The organism is Paenibacillus sp. FSL W8-0426 (genome assembly GCF_037969725.1).
GTDB classification, from domain to species: Bacteria; Bacillota; Bacilli; order Paenibacillales; family Paenibacillaceae; genus Paenibacillus; species Paenibacillus hubeiensis.
The window spans coordinates 4,387,595-4,407,369 of record NZ_CP150203.1 but is presented as its reverse complement, the minus strand read 5'-3'; the positions used below and the strand labels follow the sequence as shown (position 1 = coordinate 4,407,369).

At 49.6% G+C, this 19,775-nt stretch carries 19 protein-coding genes and 1 other annotated feature; of the genes, 18 read left to right on the top strand and 1 reads right to left on the bottom strand.

Translation table 11 applies throughout. The features are described 5' to 3' along the window. From MKY59_RS19590 to MKY59_RS19575, 4 genes are all read left to right on the top strand, one after another. Positions 1–1,674 (top strand): cytochrome c biogenesis protein ResB, encoded by a 1,674-nt coding sequence (locus MKY59_RS19590; protein ID WP_236419857.1) that lies wholly within the window; start codon positions 1–3, stop codon positions 1,672–1,674. Next, entirely contained in the window at positions 1,671–2,933 is a 1,263-nt protein-coding gene (ccsA, locus tag MKY59_RS19585; protein WP_236419855.1) for a cytochrome c biogenesis protein CcsA, read from the top strand. The genes MKY59_RS19590 and ccsA overlap by 4 nt, the downstream gene beginning before the upstream one ends. Before the next feature lie 153 nt (positions 2,934–3,086). Further along, positions 3,087–3,803 (top strand): response regulator transcription factor, encoded by a 717-nt coding sequence (locus MKY59_RS19580; protein ID WP_339273280.1) that lies wholly within the window; start codon positions 3,087–3,089, stop codon positions 3,801–3,803. Positions 3,804–3,858: 55 nt separating this feature from the next. Then, a complete protein-coding gene (locus MKY59_RS19575; protein ID WP_290371480.1) occupies positions 3,859–5,238 on the top strand; it encodes an ATP-binding protein in 1,380 nt (459 codons plus the stop codon). 195 nt (positions 5,239–5,433) lie between these two features. Here MKY59_RS19575 and serA read toward each other — a convergent pair whose 3' ends face one another. Continuing rightward, on the bottom strand, positions 5,434–7,029 hold the full coding sequence (gene serA, locus MKY59_RS19570) for a phosphoglycerate dehydrogenase (RefSeq protein ID WP_236419852.1): 1,596 nt from the start codon (positions 7,027–7,029) through the stop codon (positions 5,434–5,436). Positions 7,030–7,236: 207 nt separating this feature from the next. Next, positions 7,237–7,468 (bottom strand) — a binding site (T-box leader). Between the two features lie 326 nt (positions 7,469–7,794). Here serA and MKY59_RS19565 point away from each other — a divergent pair. The 14 genes from MKY59_RS19565 to MKY59_RS19500 all read left to right on the top strand — a co-directional run bounded on the left by MKY59_RS19565 (position 7,795) and on the right by MKY59_RS19500 (position 19,731). Next, positions 7,795–8,388 carry a type II CAAX endopeptidase family protein gene (locus MKY59_RS19565; RefSeq protein ID WP_236419850.1) on the top strand — a complete coding sequence of 198 codons (594 nt, stop codon included), beginning with the start codon at positions 7,795–7,797 and terminating at the stop codon, positions 8,386–8,388. Beyond that, a complete protein-coding gene (locus tag MKY59_RS19560; RefSeq protein ID WP_236419848.1) occupies positions 8,385–8,849 on the top strand; it encodes a hypothetical protein in 465 nt (154 codons plus the stop codon). The genes MKY59_RS19565 and MKY59_RS19560 overlap by 4 nt, the downstream gene beginning before the upstream one ends. An 86-nt stretch (positions 8,850–8,935) precedes the next feature. Next, the gene (locus MKY59_RS19555; RefSeq protein WP_339273276.1) at positions 8,936–9,286 is read left to right on the top strand and encodes a hypothetical protein; all 351 of its coding nucleotides are present in this window, start codon (positions 8,936–8,938) and stop codon (positions 9,284–9,286) included. A 185-nt stretch (positions 9,287–9,471) separates the two neighbouring features. Next, entirely contained in the window at positions 9,472–10,086 is a 615-nt protein-coding gene (locus MKY59_RS19550) for a genetic competence negative regulator (protein ID WP_339273274.1), read from the top strand. A gap of 42 nt (positions 10,087–10,128) precedes the next feature. Continuing rightward, a complete protein-coding gene (gene prsW / locus MKY59_RS19545; RefSeq protein WP_236419842.1) occupies positions 10,129–10,821 on the top strand; it encodes a glutamic-type intramembrane protease PrsW in 693 nt (230 codons plus the stop codon). Between the two features lie 346 nt (positions 10,822–11,167). After that, positions 11,168–12,517: a germination protein YpeB gene (ypeB, locus tag MKY59_RS19540; protein ID WP_236419840.1), complete on the top strand. Its 1,350-nt coding sequence runs from the start codon at positions 11,168–11,170 to the stop codon at positions 12,515–12,517. Positions 12,518–12,641: 124 nt separating this feature from the next. Then, a complete protein-coding gene (locus tag MKY59_RS19535) occupies positions 12,642–13,295 on the top strand; it encodes a flagellar brake domain-containing protein (RefSeq protein WP_236419838.1) in 654 nt (217 codons plus the stop codon). Between the two features lie 76 nt (positions 13,296–13,371). Further along, positions 13,372–13,596, top strand: a complete 225-nt coding sequence (locus tag MKY59_RS19530) for a hypothetical protein (protein ID WP_339273271.1) — start codon at positions 13,372–13,374, stop codon at positions 13,594–13,596. Positions 13,597–13,808: 212 nt separating this feature from the next. Beyond that, positions 13,809–14,513 (top strand): (d)CMP kinase, encoded by a 705-nt coding sequence (cmk, locus tag MKY59_RS19525; RefSeq protein ID WP_236419835.1) that lies wholly within the window; start codon positions 13,809–13,811, stop codon positions 14,511–14,513. Further along, on the top strand, positions 14,510–15,097 hold the full coding sequence (locus tag MKY59_RS19520; RefSeq protein WP_236419833.1) for a lysophospholipid acyltransferase family protein: 588 nt from the start codon (positions 14,510–14,512) through the stop codon (positions 15,095–15,097). The genes cmk and MKY59_RS19520 overlap by 4 nt, the downstream gene beginning before the upstream one ends. A gap of 142 nt (positions 15,098–15,239) precedes the next feature. Then, entirely contained in the window at positions 15,240–16,454 is a 1,215-nt protein-coding gene (rpsA, locus tag MKY59_RS19515; RefSeq protein ID WP_236419831.1) for a 30S ribosomal protein S1, read from the top strand. Positions 16,455–16,740: 286 nt separating this feature from the next. After that, positions 16,741–18,063, top strand: coding sequence for a ribosome biogenesis GTPase Der (der, locus tag MKY59_RS19510; RefSeq protein WP_236419829.1), 1,323 nt, complete (start codon positions 16,741–16,743; stop codon positions 18,061–18,063). Positions 18,064–18,074: 11 nt separating this feature from the next. Beyond that, positions 18,075–18,698: a glycerol-3-phosphate 1-O-acyltransferase PlsY gene (gene plsY, locus MKY59_RS19505; RefSeq protein WP_339273267.1), complete on the top strand. Its 624-nt coding sequence runs from the start codon at positions 18,075–18,077 to the stop codon at positions 18,696–18,698. Continuing rightward, complete coding sequence (locus MKY59_RS19500) at positions 18,691–19,731, top strand: NAD(P)H-dependent glycerol-3-phosphate dehydrogenase (RefSeq protein WP_236419826.1); 1,041 nt, start codon at positions 18,691–18,693, stop codon at positions 19,729–19,731. Before plsY ends, MKY59_RS19500 begins: the two co-directional genes overlap by 8 nt. The last annotated feature ends 44 nt before the right edge of the window (positions 19,732–19,775 follow it).

Sequence of the window (19,775 nt, the reverse complement as noted above, 5' to 3'; positions counted from 1 at the left end):
GTGTTCCAAAATACGAAATGCGAATGCGGACACCAGAATCCGACCGGCACCGTGTTGTGCGAAGCATGCGGAAAGCCGCTGCTGGAGGCGGAAGCCCAATCGAACGAAGTGCTCGAGATGCGTTATGACGGCATGGCGAGACGTTCACAACGAAAGAATCCCAATATCATCGATCGCGTTTGGAACTTTTTTTCATCCGTCAAGATCGCTGTGTATTTGATCGTGCTCACGCTGCTCGGCTCGATGCTGGGAACGATTTATCCTCAGGAAAGCACTTTTCTTAATATCGATCCTTCCGTGTATTACAAAGAAACCTACGGGCAATTGGGGCATGTTTATTATTTGCTGGGGTTATCCCATACATATGAGTCATGGTGGTTCATTCTGCTGCTTGTCATGATCGGTGCTTCGCTGGTTATATGCAGCCTTGACCGGGTCCTTCCGCTGTACAAGGCGCTGAACAAGCAAAAAATACGTAAACATATGCAGTTTCTGACGAGGCAACGACTCACCTACCAAGGCCACATTGATGAGGCTGCCGAAGATTGGATTACGAAAGCGGTTACGCCGCTGAAAAAGAAAGGATATCGCGTACACACCGAAGGCGGTGCATTGCTTGCCGAGAAGCAGCGATTCAGCCGATGGGGACCTTATGTCATTCATATCGGCTTGATCATTTTTTTGCTGGCCGTGCTTGCGCGAGGTTTGCCTGGTCTGAATCTGGACGAGCATGTCGCTTTTCCGGAAGGGGAGATCCGAAAAATCCCCAATACGTCCATGTACTTGAAGAACGAGAAGTTTACGGTGGAATTTTACGATGAGAACGAGGTGCCGGAGCAGTTCCGCAACTTGAACAAAACCGTGCCGAAACTGTTTGAAACCAAAGCGGTCTTGTACGAATGTACGGCCGATTGTTCCGATTTAACCAAGGAACCCCGGCTCGTCGAGGTTGCGAGGCATGATATCAGGGTGAATGACCCTTTGAATTACAAGGGCTTGAAGGCATATCAATTCGATTATGATTTAACTCCGACCCTTCGTTCGGTTACCCCGGAGCTGGTCAGCGCATCGACAGGTGAAAAGTTCGGCTCGATTAAGCTGGATATGGTGGATACACAGCAACAATTTGAAGCTGGGCCGTATACGATCGAGGTCAGGAAAAAATTTATGGATTTCGCGCTTGACGAGCAGGGCGAGCCGATATCCAAATCACCATCGCCGAATGCACCCGCTTTTTTATTGCACATTGCGGGCCCGGAGCTTCCGGATGACGGCATCCAGTATTTGTATTTTCCAAAACAGATCGACCAGCAGCGGTTTCAGCAGGACGAAATCAACAAACAGCTTGTCGGTGGAGAGGTGCCGCTGCGGCTGGAAGTGGACAGCATGGACAACGTTGACATCATCCCATCGATAAGCTACTTGAACATTCGTGTCGACAAAGCAATGCCCTTCGTTTGGGTCGGGGCCGCAATTATTATGCTTGGTTTGATTATGGGATTTTATTGGAACCACCGCCGCATATGGATACGCATCGACGACGGCCGGCTTACGCTCGGGGGACACACGAATAAAAACTGGTTCGGTTTCCGGCGTGAAGTTGCTGCCATTTTACAGCATATGAATCTGGAGGCGCACGAAAAGTCGTTGGATAACGGGGGGAATCGGGCATGAGCTTATTGGATTTCAGCAGCGATGCATTTATCGTATCCTTTTTTCTGTATTGTGCAGCGTTTTTGTTATATGCCGTCGCCGTAATGGGCAAGAAATGGAGCAATCGCGAACCCGAAAAGCATGTTGCGCAGTGGGGCAAAAGGGCTTTCGTTGCTTCCATCGTTGCACTGATCGCCCACTTGGCATTTTTTGCGACCCGCTGGATGGGGGCGGGACATATTCCCGTCAGCAACATGTACGAGTTCATGAGCTTTCTATCCATGATGATCATGGTTGCGTTCATCGTCGTCTATGCGATTTACCGCAAATCTTTGCTTGGTTTGTTCGCTTTGCCGCTGACCATCCTCATCATGGCCTATGCCGCCGTGTTTCCGCAGGAGGTGCAGCCGCTGATTCCTGCGCTGCAGTCGATCTGGCTGAAAATTCATGTAACGCTGGCTGCGCTCGGCGAGGCATTTTTCGCCGTCGGTTTCGCCGCCGGCTTCATGTATTTGCTGCGCACCGTAGATTTCAGCGGCAAAGACAAAAACTCGCGCCGCCAGCGCGGCTGGGTCGAGTTCACGATGGTAACCATCGTCGTTGTGATTGGTTTTATCGGCGTGGTTTTCGCGTTTCGCGGTGCGGGATATGAAGCAGTATTCGTGCAAAAGCCTGCTGCCATTGACACAGAGGTACAGGAAAATAGTACAATAGATAAAGTGATTTATCGCATGCCCCCCATTTTTGGACCATACAATAGTGAAGTGGAGAGCATGAAACCGTTTCTCGGCATGAAGCAACCGCTGCTGGAGACACCATCCTGGATGAACGGGGTCAATGCGGGACGCAAACTAAACACCGTAGTTTGGTCCATCATCGTTGGCCTGATTCTCTACGGCATCATCCGACTGATTGTAAGAAGGCCGTTAGGACAAGCTTTGCAACCGCTGTTGGACGGCATCGATGCGGACGATCTGGACGAGATCAGCTATCGGGCCATCGCGATCGGTTTTCCGATTTTCACGCTTGGGGCATTGATCTTCGCGATGATCTGGGCACAGATTGCCTGGAGCCGGTTTTGGGGGTGGGATCCCAAAGAGGTATGGGCGCTCATTACCTGGCTATACTATAGCGCTTATCTGCATTTGCGTTTATCCCGCGGATGGCAGGGGCGGAAATCGGCATGGCTTGCAGTACTGGGATTTTTGGTCGTCATGTTTACGCTGGTCGGCGTGAACTTGATTATTGCCGGCCTTCATTCCTACGCTGGAGCGGACTAGGACGAAAAGTCGGGCGTTTGCTCTACGTTCCGGCAAGAAACGATGGAATACACATGCGGCTCCTGCGTTCAATCGGGGCATTCAAATATTGTTCGCAAAGTCGAACATAATAGAAGTGGATAAGCAGTTATTGCAAAGGGGCTGGATTTTGGAATGGCAGAAAATGAGAACCGCATTCTGGTCGTGGATGACGAAGAGCGAATCCGCAGACTGTTAAAGATGTATCTTGAAAAAGAAGGATATGAAATCGATGAAGCCGAGGATGGGGAAACGGCGCTGCGAAAAGCGACTTCAGGGGAATATGGGTTGATTCTGTTGGACGTCATGCTGCCAGGCATGGATGGTGTGGAAGTATGCACCCGTTTGCGACAGGTCAAGTCGACCCCCGTCTTGATGCTTACGGCCAAGGGAGAAGAGATTAACCGGGTACAGGGCTTTGAGGTCGGAGCCGATGATTATGTCGTTAAACCGTTTAGCCCGCGTGAAGTCATTTACCGGGTAAAAGCGATCCTGCGACGTTCTTCCGCGACGGCTTACCTGTCCAAAGAAAGCAATTCCAGCAACAATATCGTCTTCCCTCATCTGGTCATCGAACACGATGCACATCGCGTGACAGCCGGCGGGGAAGAGATCAGTCTGACGCCGAAAGAATACGAATTGTTGCATTATCTGGCAACATCGCCCGACAAGGTATTCTCCAGAGAAGAACTGCTTAAAGATGTTTGGAATTACGAATTTTTCGGTGATCTTCGTACCGTCGATACACATGTCAAGCGCTTGCGCGAGAAATTGAACAAAGTATCGCCGGAGTCGGCAGCGATGATTACGACCGTTTGGGGTGTCGGGTATAAACTGGAAGTTCCGAAGTAGTTTCGCTTTCTGGAGGTCACTGGTCGGGAAGCTGTGGCTAACCATTATTAGCCTTGTGGGTTGTGTACTTATTGCGTTAGGTCTTTTTTTGCTGCCTTATATCGATACCAATTTTGCGGAATCCGAGTCGCGTGACATCAAACGTCTGTTTACTTATGTCTGCATCATCGGATTCAGCTTGACGACATTTTTTGCGCTCTTTTTGTTTACGAAAATCACGCAGCCGATGCAGCAGCTGATTCAGGCGGCCAATGCCATTCGAAAGGGAAACTATGGCACGCGTTTGTCTCTGGTTACGAGCGACGAAATCGGAGAGCTCGCCAACACGTTCAATCACATGGCGGCACAATTGGAAGACAACATTCGCAACCTGAATCATGAAAAGGAGCATTTGGCCAGCGTCCTGAGGAGCATGACGGATGCAGTCGTGACATTTGACGGCGAAGGCAAGATTATATTGACCAACCCGCCTGGAGAGAAGATTATGCAGGCGTGGGAGTCGCTGGACTGGGCCGGAGAAGAGGAGGCAGGCGAACCGGCACATAGGGGCGCTTCATCCCGGGATGTTCCCGAGCCGTTGATCCCTTTGTTCAAGAAAGTGATGGAAGATGGCGAGGATCAGAGTTCGAACGTTCATGTCCAGCAGGGCGTCTGGTCCGTGCAGATGGCCCCGCTGTACGAGGACAGCGTGGTTCGAGGAGCGGTTGCCGTACTTAGGGACGTTACCGAGGAAGTCAGGATGGAAAAGATGCGCCGCGATTTTGTCGCGAACGTGTCTCACGAAATCCGTACTCCTTTATCCATGATGCAAGGGTATAGTGAGGCTTTGTTAGACGGGATGGCGGCTTCGCCGGAAGAAAGCGAAGAATTGATCCAAGTTATCCACGACGAATCGCTGCGTATGGGCAGATTGGTCAAGGATCTCTTGGATCTGGCCCGCATGGATGCGGGACACACCGATATGGCCATGAGGGAAATCAATCTGGTCGAGTTATTGGAACGGATATACCGCAAGTTTTCGGTACGTGCAAAGGAACAGGGGATTCAGCTTCATTTGCGCTGCGAGCAGCCTGTCATCACGCTTCACGAGGCGGACGAAGATCGGTTGGAGCAAGTGTTCACCAATCTGCTCGACAATGCCTTTCGCCACACGCCTTCGGGCAAAAATGTATACATTGAGGCTGGCGCACTGACAGACAATCGAACCAAATCAGCCAAGATTGTCATTCGCGACGAAGGAGCCGGCATACCGCCATCGGATGTCCCGTTTATATTTGAGCGGTTTTACAAGGCGGACAAAGCGCGTGTACGCGGCGAAAGCGTAGGGACGGGGCTTGGCCTCGCCATCGTGAAGAATATCGTTGATGCCCATCAAGGCTCGATTACCGTCAACAGCGCGCTTGGGAAAGGAACCGAGTTTATTCTGCTTGTTTGAATTCCCGAAAGAACTGCAAAATTCGGTAGAATCCCTACCCATGAGCAGTCTTTATACAATAAATGCGAAAACACCCTCTCTTCCAGGGGTGTTTTTTTGTTGAACGCTACCGTTTAATCTTGTTCAACGTGGAACACAAAAAAGAGTCGAACCTTTGAAGGGTCGACTCTTTTCCTAAAAATACAATATGAATGACTACTCCAACACAATCTCTACCGCCGTATTCAATTCCGGCAGTGCAGTCAGCTGGACGAGCACCTCTTTCGGCACTTCCTTGTCGACCGTCAGAATCATGATGGCCTCGCCGCCGATGATTTGGCGTCCAACCTGCATGGAGGCGATATTCACATCATTTTGACCAAGCAGTGTGCCGACACGTCCGATAATCCCAGGCTTATCGTTATGCGAAATAAGGATTTGATGGCTTTCCGGAGCGATATCTACCGGGAATTTGTCCAAACGGACAATGCGTTCGCCGTAGCCTGCGAGCAAGGTGCCTGCCACGCGCCGCTCTTGTGCATCCTGGGTCGTTACGAGCGTTACCGTGATCAGGTTTGTGAAACCTTTGGTTTTCGACGTTTGGCTTACGACGACGTTAAGATCGCGCGTTTTAGCCAAATGCATGGAATTGACGATGTTGGCCTCCGGTCCGAGATGTCTTGCAAGCACGCCTTTGACAATGTAGCGAGTTAGAGGAGAGATGTCCACCTCTGCCAAATCGCCGGCATATTCGACGCGAATTTCCTGAACGGCTTGCTGCGTGATTTGAGCGGCGAAGCTGCCAAGGGTCTCGCCAAGTTTGAAGTATGGCTGCAATTTGTTCATGACGGATGGAGCCACGGCTGGCATGTTTACCGCATTTTTAAACGGCTCGTTGCGCAAAATATGCAAAACCTGCTCCGAAACGTCAATCGCTACGTTTTCTTGGGCCTCAACGGTCGAAGCTCCCAAATGCGGTGTCACGATGATGTTTGGATGGTTCAGAAACGGGTGGTCTGCAGCTGGCGGTTCCACTTCAAAGACGTCGAATGCCGCACCGGCTACGATGCCTTGATCGATCGCTTCAACCAGCGCCATTTCATCAATGACTCCGCCACGGGCACAGTTGATCACGCGCATTCCTTTTTTCATGACTTCAAATTGTGGTCTGGAAATCATGTGGCGGGTTTCCGGCGTCAACGGCGTATGAACCGTCATGAAATCCGCATTGCGGATAATGTCATCCACGCTTGCCAGCTTGACTTGAAGTTTCTCCGCGCGTTCTTCAGTCAGGAACGGATCATAAGCAAGAATATCCATGCCGAACGCTTTGGCGCGTTTGGCCACCTCGCTGCCGATTCTTCCCATTCCCAGCACGCCGAGCGTTTTGTTGCGCAATTCGACGCCAAGGAAGGTTTTGCGATCCCATGTACCTTGTATCGTTTTGGCATAGGCCTGCGGGATATGGCGTGCCAAAGCCATCATCATTGCGAATGTGTGTTCACAGGTTGTGATGGTATTGCCGTCAGGTGCATTAATCACGATGATTCCGCGTTGAGTTGCGGCTTGAAGGTCGATATTGTCGACGCCAACGCCGGCACGTCCGATCACCTTGAGATTCGAGCCTGCTTCCATGATGCGTTCCGTTACACGCGTCTGGCTGCGAACGAGGAGAGCGTCATATTCGCCAATGATGGCAACCAGCTCGTCTTCGCTAAGCCCGGTCTTTTTCTCAACTACCACATCATTTGCTTCCACCAGCTGCTGAATTCCCAGATCGCTGATCGGGTCTGATACTAACACTTTGTACATGGTTTCTTCCTCCTTGAAATGGTTATCTATGATCGTCAAGGTCCAGTCCCTATCAAAAAGGTCTTTTCCTTAAAACCGGATGGATTCTTCCGCTCGACAACGCGGTGTCGCAGTAGAGAAGGCGGGTATAGAAAATAGGATGGTGACCATATCTGCTATTCTTCATGCGAAATCAAAAAAACTCCCAATCCACATACTGCTTGCGCAATAAGGGACGAGAGTTATTCGTGGTACCACCCTAATTCACCGTCGCTTCGCAACGACAGTCTTAGCGGTCATATAGACCGAAGAGGTTAACGGGTCTTAACCGGCTGCACCTACTCCAATTTCAACGCAGCAACTCAGGAGCGCTCAAGAACATTTGCCTGCCACCGATTTGCACCAACCATCGGCTCTCTGAATGTACAATGCAATGTCTTTTTTCCATCATCGTGTTTGGCTTGACTAATTTTTTCATAATGTATCATGGCTGACATGAGCATGTCAATAGGCTTGAACATTTTCATGGAGATGCGGATATTGTCGATGTAACAAGGATTAGAAACCATGATAAGACATTATTCGAACAATTAAATAAGGGTTTGTTTTTTTGGGGAAGTGAAAATGGATGAGCCATCGTTCTTTTTGGCCGAAAATCCCGAAAAACCGGGACTTGAGGCAGGTCTTGAATCGAATTGTTTTTTTGGATATCATTTAGTATACTATCCAGTTGGGCAAACATGGTTTGTTACGACAAATATGAAATCAAAAGGACATGCATCCAGGATGAAAAAGCCGAAGTTTCGCAAATTCAAGTTTCAAAAAGTGCAGCCGCAGCAGCTCACCGAACGTTTGCTCTTGGTGAATCTGTATTTTACGCAAGGTTTGACATTGGTTATCGGGGTCATCTGGGTTTTGTTGCAAAAAAGAAACTTGCTGGAAGTGCTGGCTTTGCCTGAACAAATCCATTTTGTCTGGTGGGGGCTTGGTTTGGCCGGCGTGATGCTTGTGATGGATCTTGTGCTTTCCTATGTCATTCCACAGGAAAGCATGGACGACGGCGGAATCAATGAGATGCTTTTCAAACATCGCCCGGTGTGGCACATCATATGCATCGCGGCCATCGTCGCGATATGTGAAGAATTGTTGTTTCGTGGTGCAATCCAGCATGCGATCGGGCCTTATTGGACCAGCATCGTTTTTGCAGTGATCCACATTCGCTATTTACGCCATTGGATTCCAACGGGATGGGTATTTGTTTCGAGCTATGGGTTGGGATACATCTACATACAATCCGGAACCCTGTGGGCACCGATCTTGTGTCATTTTGTCATTGATCTGGTGTCCGGTCTAGCCATACGTTTTCGGAGGGGATCATGAATCAGCAGTTAAGCAGAATAAAGACATATGGCAGTCAGCGTACTCGCCAATCGGAGAAAAGCAAGTCGCAAGATCGCTTGCTCGAACCTCACGAGGTGGTCTCTGTCGTCGAAACAGCCGTGATCGCTGAGGAAGCAGGCCAAGTGCAATTGACTTCCATATCCGTGCCGAGATCAAAGCGCAAGGCGCTTGCCTCTTCTTTGGAAAGCCCTGTGCTTCCAAGTCGAATTCCTGCTCGTTCCAAAAAAACAAAACAAGCGAACGGGGATGAGGAGTCGACGGTTGTCGCTGAAGAGCTGCCGACGCGTACCCAGTTGCATCCGTCCAGACGTTTACGTTTCAGCAAACGTTTTGTCAACTCGCTCATTTTTATCTTTGTGATGTTGACCATCAGCTTGGTATGGTGGGGGATTAAGGGGGCACCTGCGCCAAGCACGTTCTTGCCTTGGTGGCCTTCATAATGGCATTTTCCTGTTTTTATGCAGAATGAGTTGGCGTCTTCACGCAAACAATACTCTTGCTTTTACAAAATGAGGAGGTTGGTTTGATGAAGGCGTCATCCTTTTTATTTGGAGTGGTCATTGGAGCTGTGGCTAGTTCCTGGCTGGCCAAGGGCAAAATCCCGATGTTTTCCTCCGGTTCTTCCCGCATGATGGATCAGGCCAAGCACAAAATGATGGAAATGACGTTCCCCGGCATGGATGGGTTCAGTGCCAAACAGAACGGGCACCACGACTCTGATCGGAATTCGGCGAAAAAAACCGCCAGAACCGTATCTCCGAAAGAAAAAGAAGAGAACATGGGCATGCTCATGGATTTCATACGAACAAATCCGGATGTCAAACGTGAAGTAGAGCAGATCTTGAGCCAAACCAACACGACAATTCCCGGATTATAATCGTAAATTCGGATTGGGAATCAACCACAGCTTTATTTTTGTGGATTGATTCTTTTTTTGTCGATTTTACTTCGTGCAATTGAAGGCATAAAATGATAACATGTCTACATAGATTTATTTTCAGCACATATTGTTTGGTGCTTCATAATCTGTTATAAGACTTGCTTATAAAGGGGAGATCCTGTATGAAAATAGAACGTTTAAGTCACGATAAGATACGGATTTTCCTGACCTTTGACGATCTGAGCGAGCGCGGAATACAAAAAGAAGATATGTGGCAGGAAATACCCAAGGTTCATGAACTGTTCACCGAGATGATGGATCAGGCCTATTCCGAGCTTGGATTCGATGCTACAGGTCCGCTTGCCGTTGAAGTGTTTGCACTTCCCGCTCAAGGCATGGTTGTCATTGTGACCCGTGGGAAATACGATCCGCAGCAATATGGCTCAGGTCATGAAGATGATCTGCCTGAGGAAGTATACGAAATGGAAGTTACTCTGGAGCAGAGCGATTCCATCGTGTATGCGTTCAAAGATTTCGAGGTACTGATCGAAGCGGCTCATATGCTTCGTGAGCATGTTACGAATGCAGGAAGACTATACTCTTATAAGGATCGCTGGTTCCTGCATTTTGAACCAGACGAAGTTGATTCGAATAAACATGCGGCATTGATCGCGCTGCTCGCCGAATTCGGCGAAGGCTCTTCCGTTACTCCGGCAGTGATGGAAGAATACGGAAAAGTGGTCATGCCTGAGCAGGCCATTGAAGTGATCTGCACGCATTTTAAACGTCAGGATTAAGTTCCAGTTGTATACGCGTCTTAGTCAGGGGAGGGAATTTCGGTGCTTTTGTTTTCGGTTTTAGCGGCAGCAGTAGCTCCGGGTCTCGCCTTGTTAACATATTTTTATTTGAAAGATCGTTATGATTCCGAGCCGCTTCATATGGTGCTGCGCGTGTTCATCATGGGGGTCCTGATGGTACTGCCCGTCATGATTATTCAGCGAGGCATGATGATGTGGCTCGGCGAAAACCCTTACCTTGAAGCTATCGTCATTTCAGGCGGGGTCGAAGAATTCGTCAAATGGTTTGTGATTTACCACATTATTTATAACCATACCGAATTCGACGAGCCTTATGACGGCATTTTGTACTCCGTGGCAGTTTCGCTTGGGTTTGCTACGGTAGAGAACGTGTTATACGCTTTTGCGGGCAACGCCTCCGTATCCGTCATGTTCCTTAGAGCATTGCTGCCGGTATCGGGGCATGCGATGTTCGCGGTCATTATGGGGTATTACCTGGGCAGGGCCAAGTTCACGCCAGACAGGAAACGCTGGTTTCTTGCACTATCCCTGATCCTTCCGTTCTTTTGGCATTCGCTGTACGACGTCATCATGAACACGATGGTGAACAATTGGTTATGGTTCATTGCACCGTTGATGGCAGGGTTGTGGTACGGGGCCATTGGCAAGATTACGCGGGCAAACAACCGCTCACCTTTCCGTTATTTGAAGCGGGAGGAAGAGGTTAAATTGTGAATATTTGGACACACTGGTGGCATGGAACGCTTAACGCGTTACGGAGCCTCGGTGTGTTTTTTAATGCCCGGGAGTTTGAAAGAGTGGAAACGGAGAGTCAAAAGTCATGAGGATCAAAATCAAAATCAGATGCCAACGGTGCGGAGAGCGATTCACGTTAAGGGGCAAGAGGGAGCGGGGGAAAATCGAGACGGGATTCAAGCAATGCCTCTGCGATAACCGCGATCAATTCGAAATTGAAGAGGTTGGTGACAGTTCTCTGGCCTAGTACTGGAATTCGATGCATAAGAGCCCTTTCTTCGATCCACAATATAGACAGTGGTCCAGAAGAAAGGAGACTATACCGATGTATAAACGTCTAAGCTCAGTCATGTTCCCGGTATGCGCGATCCTGTTGATCGGTGCCCTGGTGTGGGGCTACCAAGAGAATCAGGAAAAAAACGCGATACTGATCAAAGCGGAAAACCAGTATCAGCGTGCTTTTCACGATCTGTCTTTTCATATGGACAAGCTGCATTCCGAGATCGGCAATACGTTAGCGGTTCATTCGACCTCGCATGGAATGCATCGCAAAGGCTTGATGAACGTATGGAGGCTTACGAGCGAAGCGCAGAATGAGATCAACCAGCTTCCTTTGACCATGCTGCCGTTCAATCAAACCGAAGACTTTCTGTCCCGCATTTCGAATTTTGCCTACAAGACATCCATGAGGGACTTATCGAAAGAGCCGCTGTCGGAGAAAGAAATCGGGAATTTGAAACGATTGTATGAAAATTCATCCGAGATCACAAAAAATTTGCAAGACGTTCAACAAAAAGTCATCTCGAACCGGTTGCGCTGGATGGACGCTGAAACCGCCATGGCCACGGAGGAAAAAGCGATGGACAACACCATCGTGGATGGCTTCCGTACCGTTGACAAAAAAGTTGGTGAGTACCCTGAACTGGATTGGGGACCGTCGGTGGCCAGCATCTATTCCAAACGCACGGTAAAAAAACTGAGCGGTCCGCCCATGACCAAAGAACAAATCAAAGAAAAGGCTGCCAAGTTTGCCGACGCGGACGCCAGCAAGGTTCAAGTTCAAGAAAACGGCAAAGGGACGGAATGGGAATCTTACACCGCCACGGTCGAACACGCCAAAGACAAAAGGGTAACTATGGACTTCACCCGTAATGGCGGCCTGCTGATTTCATATAATGACACCCGTCCGGTGGGAACGAAAAAGATTTCACGCCAGGAAGCCGTGGCGAAGGCAGAGCGCTTCCTCACCAATAAAGGATACAAAAATATGAAGGCCGTGAACTATGACGAATTCGGAAACATGGGAAATTTGACATTTGTGCGCCAGGACGGGGACACGTTGATCTATCCTGAGAAGATGGCCGTTCGCGTAGGTCTCGACAACGGTGATGTGACTGGTTTCCAGGCTAGCGATTTCGTGTATGAGCACAATGACAAGCGCCAGATTCCCAAAGCCAGCATGACCGCAAAACAGACGCGCGAAAAGCTAAATCCGGATTTCAAGGTCAATTACGCCCGCAAAGCGTTGATCAAAAACGATGACGGCAAGGAAGTATTGTGCTACGAATACGGCGGCCGGATCAATGGCTCCAAGTACCGCATTTACTTAAATGCCGATAACGGTGTTGAAGAAGCGATCGAACAAATCAAACCTATTAACGCTGCAACGCGTTGAATTGAGCATAAGACAAAATGACAGGCCTTTTCGGGCCTGTTTTTTTGTTGTCCAATGTGAGAAGCATCATGGTATAATACTTTCGTACATACGAAGATTATAAGGCTAAGGTGGCGGTGACAGCTTGTATCCCAAAATCAATGAAGTTCTATATATTCAGATTGCGTCTGCAGACGAGAAAGAAGCCGGCAAGGAATTCAAATCCCGCATCGCCGACGAAGACCAGAACAGTTTTTTGATCGAGGTCCCGATGCAGCAGGGTAGCAGCCGACTGAAAAGGCTCTATTTTGGTGAAGAGTTGTCGATTTATTACATGAATGAAGAAGGCGTGCGGCATTTTTTCAATACTTACGTAACCGGCTTTGAGGAAGACGTCGTCCGATTGGTAAGAATTCGCAAGCCGCAAGCGGACGATATTACCAAAATTCAGCGTCGCAGCTTCTTGCGCGTTCGCGCCAGCCTTGAAATCGCCATCCAGGCAGAGGATTTGAACCGGGCGGTGGCCCTTACCGATGACATTGGCGGAGGCGGTCTATCCATTTTTGGCGAATCCGGGTTCTCCATTTCGGAAGGACAGAAGCTGAATTGCTGGCTGCTCATCCCTTACCGCAATTCCACGATCGAACACGTCCCGTTCGAAGCCGAGGTGGTTCGGATCAAAACGCTGGAAAGCGGGAGGCTGCTGCACATGCTCAAATTCACCCAGATCACGGATTCCGAACGGCAGAAAATCATTAAATTTTGCTTTGAGCGGCAGCTTGAGTATCGAACCAAATAAAGCTTCTGCGTGTTTCGCGCGTTGGAATAAAAAGGAGTTCCGCCGGGCAACGTAAAAGAAAAACGGGGGATTAGCCTTGGAACGAGACCATACATCTCATCGCCGTGTAAGGCTGTATTGCGAACTGTCGGACCGAATGGAAAAAGGGGCTCTTAAACTGATCGGCATACTTGTGGTACTTCTCGTCGCGTATCAATTGCTGATGCAGGTGCCTTGGTTGAATAAGTACCTGACCCCGATCGGCCGTATGGAGGGCACGCCCGTCCGCATGCAGGATCCAGCCGAGGTTCAAGGCCATTGAACTTGCCTGTTTTTGCATCCATGTGCATAGTGTGGTATAATTTTCACGATGCAGGCAATGCCTGTGTTTTTTAAATATCAGACAAGAAACAAGCCCGAGCGCTTATGCTTGCTGATATTGCAAGATAAACTGCCGCTAATCGCGGTCCGGCTTCAGCAGAATGCATTATTTTGGCGTTTTTTGAAGCTTATCGTTTGAGGAGGAATGCCCCGTTGGCAAGCCAGAACACATCAGAGAACGGGAAGATGAACGTTGCGATTGACGGACCTGCTGGTGCCGGTAAAAGCACCGTAGCCCGCTTGGTCGCAGAAACGCTAGCGTATGTTTACGTCGATACCGGCGCAATGTACCGTGCGGTAACTCTGCACATGCTGCGGCATGACATCATGCCGGACAACGTGCCGGAGGTACTTCGGGAAGCCCGCGAGCTGAGCATTGATTTACAACCGGACCCCTCCGGACAGAAAGTGTTCTGTAATGGGGAAGATGTAACGATGGAAATCCGCTCTCGTGAAGTAACGGGAATCGTGTCCCGATATGCGCAAATCGAGGGGCTGCGTGCACAACTCGTGGATACCCAGCGGCAAATGGCTTTGCGCAAGGGCGTCGTGATGGATGGACGCGATATCGGAACAACGGTGCTGCCGGATGCAGAAGTGAAGATTTTCATGACCGCAAGCGTACAGGAGCGAGCTCTTCGGCGCTTCAAGGAGCTGGACCCTTCAGATGGATTGACATTGCAGCAACTGGAACAAGATATTGCCACCCGTGACAAACTGGATGCAGAGCGGGAAATTTCGCCGCTTCGTTGTGCCGAGGACGCCATAGTTCTGGATACAACCGAAATGAGCATCCGTGAAGTGGTTGACAAAATTGTTGCTTATTGCACAATGGCCAGAGGAGAGGTAGGTCTATGATTTACACCTTTGCAAAAACGGTTCTGCGGATCCTGTACGCCATCATGTTTCGGCTGGAAGCAGTCGGACGGGAAAACATTCCCCGCGAAGGCGGCGTATTATTATGCTCCAACCATATCAGCAATTTCGATCCGCCGACCGTAGGGATCATGATCCATCGTCAAGTGCGTTTTATGGCCAAAAGCGAGCTGTTTGACATCCCGGTCTTAGGTAAAGTCATTCGGGCGGTTGGCGCTTTTCCCGTCAAGCGCGGGGGCGTTAGCAAAGAGTCCATCAAAACGTCGCTGAATATTTTGCGCGATGGGGAAGTGTTGGGAATTTTTCCTTCGGGCAGTCGTCACAATGACGGCGGGATCGGAAAAAAGGGAGCGGCAAGTTTTGCTCTCCGGAGTGGCGCAACGGTCATTCCGGCTGCTATTATTGGCAATTATAAATTATTTCGTAAAATGAAAGTTGTGTATGGAGCACCTGTCGATTTGGAAGAATTCAAGGACGACCAAGCCGGCGATGCGCTGGAAAGGGCGACCGAGAAAATCATGTCCAAAATCAACGAGATGGTGCGGACAGGCAAACCGAGCCAATAAAGGTCTGCTTGGAACGACTGAATGCATGATTTCAGGGGGCTGAGGGAAGCTAAGCCTGAACGTTCAGTGCTGAAAGTGTTTTGAACTCTGCCAAGGCAGGTTTGAATATAATGGGGTTTTTGAATTGAGGAGGGTATTTGACATGTCGGAAGAAATCAAGAATCAAGAAGCAACCCAAGATGAGTTGGATCAATTCGTTTCCTTGAAAAAAGGAGATACGGTTAAAGGAACCATCGTCAAATTGGAAGATAACCAAGCTTATGTGAGCATTGGATATAAATATGACGGTATCATTCCAATCCGCGAATTGTCTTCCTTGCATGTGGGCAGCGCATCCGAAGCCGTTGAAGTAGGACAAGAAGTTGAAGCTAAAGTTCTTAGCATCGACGACGAGAAAGAAAAGCTCGTACTGTCCAAACGCGCGATCGACAGCGAAAATGCTTGGGATCAACTGCAGAAGCACTTTGAAGATCAGGATGTATTCGAAATTGTTGTGGCTGACGTCGTTAAAGGCGGACTGGTTGCTGACGTGGGCGTTCGCGGTTTCATCCCGGCTTCCATGGTTGAGCGTCACTTCGTTGAAGATTTCAGCGATTACAAAGGACGCACGCTGCGCGTTAAAGTCAAAGAACTTGACCGCGAAAACAACAAAGTGATCCTGTCCCAAAAGGATGTGCTTGAAGCTGAATTCGAAGCTAACAAAGCACAAGTTATGGCAAGCCTGCAAGAAGGCCAAGTCATCGAAGGTACTGTGCAGCGCCTGACTCAATTTGGTGCATTTGTTGACGTTGGCGGCGTAGACGGTCTGGTTCACGTTTCCGAGCTGGCTTGGACTCATGTGGACAAACCATCCGACGTTCTTTCCGAAGGCGACAAAGTGACCGTAAAAGTGCTGAAAGTTGATCCGGAAAAAGGCAAAATCAGCTTGAGCATCAAAGCGGCGCAACCAGGACCTTGGGAAACTGCCGGCGACAAATTCAACGCTAGCGACATCGTAACTGGTGTGGTTAAACGTTTGGTTGATTTCGGTGCTTTCGTTGAGATTGCTCCAGGTGTTGAAGGACTTGTGCATATTTCGCAAATCTCCCACAAACACATCGGAACACCGCATGAAGTACTGAAAGAAGGTCAGGAAGTTCAAGTCAAAATTTTGGAAATGAACCCTGCCGAACAACGTGTAAGCTTGAGCATCAAAGAAACGGAAGAAGCTCCTGCTCCAGCGCCAAAAGCAGAAAGACCTGCGAAAAACAGCGCACCGCGTGAAGAAATCAACAACCCGAACGTTTCCTTGAGCAATCAAGGCATGAGCACTACGCTTGGCGAACTGTTCGGCGACAAACTCAGCAAATTCAAATAAGCTTTAATCGATGCATGGTTCTTAGTTTATACTGCATATTTTGCTGAACAATAAAGCAAGATCGGCGAGCCCGCTAGGGTTCGCCGATTGTCGTTATATAAAAAAAACAACGTACTGAAATTCGCATCATGGAAGGCGAGGGGACTTCCGATAACCGTGGATTCCCTTACTGAAAAACCATTAGCCGAGGCATTTTTCCTTCAGATACAATGTGATGAAAAGTTAGCCAAGACATGTGTTTTTTGCTATGATGGGTATCGAAGTATGGACAAGAGGAGTGGAATGTATGGCAAGACCCGTTGTGGCGATTGTCGGTCGGCCGAACGTGGGCAAATCCACGATTTTTAATCGGATCATCGGCGACAGGTTGGCCATTGTGGAAGACAAGCCGGGAATTACCCGTGACCGTATTTACGGCATCGGGGAATGGAACGGCAAACCATTCAGCATTATCGATACAGGTGGTATCGAAATTGATGGCGAGGACGTTATTATTAAGTCCATCCGGATGCAGGCAGAGCTCGCCATTGAAGAAGCGGATGTTATCGTATTCATGTGTGATGCGAAAACCGGCGTGACTCAAGCCGATGAGGAAGTTGCGCAAATGCTGTACCGCTCGGGCAAACCCATCGTTGTAGCCGTCAACAAAGTAGATAATATCGGGCGAAGCGAGCTGATTTATGAATTTTATTCATTCGGTTTCGGCGACCCTATCGGAGTATCCGGCAGCCACGGTACAGGTATTGGCGATTTGCTGGATGCCATCGTGGAGAATTTGCCCGAACTGGAGGACGATCAATACGATGACGATGTCATTCGCGTAGCCTTGATCGGACGTCCGAACGTTGGGAAATCTTCGCTTGTTAATGCCATCCTGGGTGAAGAACGGGTCATTGTCAGTGACGTTGCCGGCACGACACGCGATGCCATCGATACTCCTTTTGAAAAAGATGGGCAGCGCTATGTGTTGATCGATACGGCAGGTATGCGCAAACGCGGCAAAGTGTACGAGACCACGGAAAAATACAGCGTGATGCGCGCCATGCGCGCCATTGAGCGTGCGGATGTCGTTCTTGTGGTCATCAACGGCGAGGAAGGCATCATCGAGCAAGACAAGCATATAGCCGGTTATGCATTCGAAGCCGGTAAGGCTTCCCTCTTCGTTGTCAACAAATGGGATGTCGTGGACAAAACCGATAAAACCATGCATGAATTCGAGAAAAAGATTCGGGATCATTTCCTCTTCATGACGTATGCTCCCGTGGTATTTTTGTCAGCCAAAACAAAACAACGCTTACAAAAATTGCTGCCGGTTGTGCAGCATGTAGCGCAACAGCACGCTATGCGTGTACAAACGCATCTGCTTAACGACGTCGTATCCGATGCAGTTGCCATCAATCCGCCGCCTACGGACAAAGGACGCCGCATGAGAATCAACTATGTGACGCAGGTTGCCGTCAAACCGCCGACCATGGTTATTTTCGTGAACGATCCGGAATTGATGCACTTCTCGTATGAGCGCTACCTCGAAAACAAAATCCGCGGTGCGTTCGACTTTGAAGGCACGCCAATCCGCATATTTACTCGGAGGAAGTCCGACGAAAGTTAGGGGAGAAGTTTGTGATCTTACAAATCGCAGCGATTGTCCTGAGTTATTTGCTAGGTTCAATCAGCTTTAGTGTCCTGCTGGCAAAAGCAATCCGGGGCATTGACATTCGGCAGCACGGAAGCGGCAATGCGGGTGCGACCAATACACTTCGCATCTTGGGCAAAGGCCCTGCCATTCTTGTACTGTTGCTGGACGTGGTCAAAGGGATTGTGGCTGTATGGCTTGGGATATGGCTTGGAAACGGTTCGGAGTGGACGCCTGCATTTGCAGGTATCGCAGCAATTGCTGGGCATAATTGGCCTCTCTATTTCCGTTTTCGTGGCGGGAAAGGCATTGCCACGGCGATCGGTGTATTGGCGACATTGGCCTTTCCACCCGCATTGTGCGCGGGAATCATTGCGATCCTTTCCATCGTATTCACGCGTTACGTTTCGCTCGGCTCGCTCATTTTCGTGGCGTTGACTCCGATTTTCATTCTGGTATTCCCCGGGTACTCCATAACGATGTTCTGGGGCAGCCTGATTATTTGCCTTTTCGCCTTCTGGAGGCATCGTACGAATATTGTCAAGCTGGCGAAGGGACAAGAAAACAAATTGGGATCGAAAAACGCCGGAGGAGGGAAACGCGTTGTCTAAAAAAGTTGCCGTTCTCGTAGCAGGCAGCTGGGGAACCGCGCTTGCCAGCGTTTTGGCAGCCAACCAGTTGAATGTGGTCATGTGGACGCGCAGCGAGGAACACGCTGCCGAAATTAACGATACGCATGTGAATTCACGCTATTTGCCTGGCGCACAGCTCCCGCCGAACATTCGGGCGACGACAATCATGGCAGAGGCTGTCGAAGGTGCATCCGCGGTGTTGATCGTAGCTCCGTCTTCAGCAATGCGCTCGGTGACCCACCAACTTAAGGCATATTATCGACCCGAAATGTTAATTATCCATGCAACCAAAGGCTTTGAGACCGAGTCGCTGAAACGCATGTCCACGGTCATCGCCGAGGAACTGGAATGCGAGGAAGGAAACATTGTCGTACTGTCAGGGCCAAGCCATGCCGAGGAAGTGGTGAAGCGTTGCCCTACAACGGTCGTTGTTGCCTCCCTGAATCAGAAAGCGGCTGAAGCTGCCCAGGCGTTGTTCATGAACTCGTTTTTCCGCGTGTATACGAATCGGGATATGCTTGGCGTGGAGCTTGCCGGGGCTTTCAAAAACATCATCGCTCTTGGCGCAGGCATGTCCGACGGACTGGAGTTTGGCGATAACGCCAAAGCCGCTCTTCTTACGCGCGGACTCGCCGAAATTACGAGAATCGGCGTTGAAATGGGAGCCAATCCGCTGACCTTCTCCGGCTTGGCGGGTGTTGGCGACCTTGTCGTCACGGCCACGAGCCAACATAGCCGGAATTGGCGAGCTGGCTCGCTGCTGGGTCAGGGCAAAAAGCTGGATGACGTGCTCGCCTCAATGGGCATGGTTGTCGAAGGGATTCGAACCACAAAGGCCGCCTATTTTATTTCCGAAAAGTACGGCGTGCAAATGCCGATTGCCGATCAGCTGTACCATGTTCTGTTCCAAGGACGGGAGCCCCGCGATGCGGTTGAGGCATTGATGGGACGGGATCCCAAAACGGAGATGGAGAGCATGAAACTCGAAACGTGGGAGCAATGGCATTCCTGATGGATCTGAATAAGACAAGGGGGCCGCGGACTGCGTAGTGGAAG

Excerpts from the sequence above, each read along its gene's own strand:
- rpsA (WP_236419831.1), top strand. The coding sequence starts at position 15,240 with ATGTCGGAAGAAATCAAGAATCAAGAAGCAACCCAAGATGAGTTGGAT.
- der (WP_236419829.1), top strand. The coding sequence starts at position 16,741 with ATGGCAAGACCCGTTGTGGCGATTGTCGGTCGGCCGAACGTGGGCAAA.
- MKY59_RS19565 (WP_236419850.1), top strand. The coding sequence starts at position 7,795 with ATGAAAAAGCCGAAGTTTCGCAAATTCAAGTTTCAAAAAGTGCAGCCG.
- MKY59_RS19550 (WP_339273274.1), top strand. The coding sequence starts at position 9,472 with ATGAAAATAGAACGTTTAAGTCACGATAAGATACGGATTTTCCTGACC.
- serA (WP_236419852.1), bottom strand. The coding sequence starts at position 7,029 with ATGTACAAAGTGTTAGTATCAGACCCGATCAGCGATCTGGGAATTCAG.
- MKY59_RS19560 (WP_236419848.1), top strand. The coding sequence starts at position 8,385 with ATGAATCAGCAGTTAAGCAGAATAAAGACATATGGCAGTCAGCGTACT.
- ccsA (WP_236419855.1), top strand. The coding sequence starts at position 1,671 with ATGAGCTTATTGGATTTCAGCAGCGATGCATTTATCGTATCCTTTTTT.
- ypeB (WP_236419840.1), top strand. The coding sequence starts at position 11,168 with ATGTATAAACGTCTAAGCTCAGTCATGTTCCCGGTATGCGCGATCCTG.
- MKY59_RS19580 (WP_339273280.1), top strand. The coding sequence starts at position 3,087 with ATGGCAGAAAATGAGAACCGCATTCTGGTCGTGGATGACGAAGAGCGA.
- MKY59_RS19520 (WP_236419833.1), top strand. The coding sequence starts at position 14,510 with ATGATTTACACCTTTGCAAAAACGGTTCTGCGGATCCTGTACGCCATC.
- MKY59_RS19555 (WP_339273276.1), top strand. The coding sequence starts at position 8,936 with ATGAAGGCGTCATCCTTTTTATTTGGAGTGGTCATTGGAGCTGTGGCT.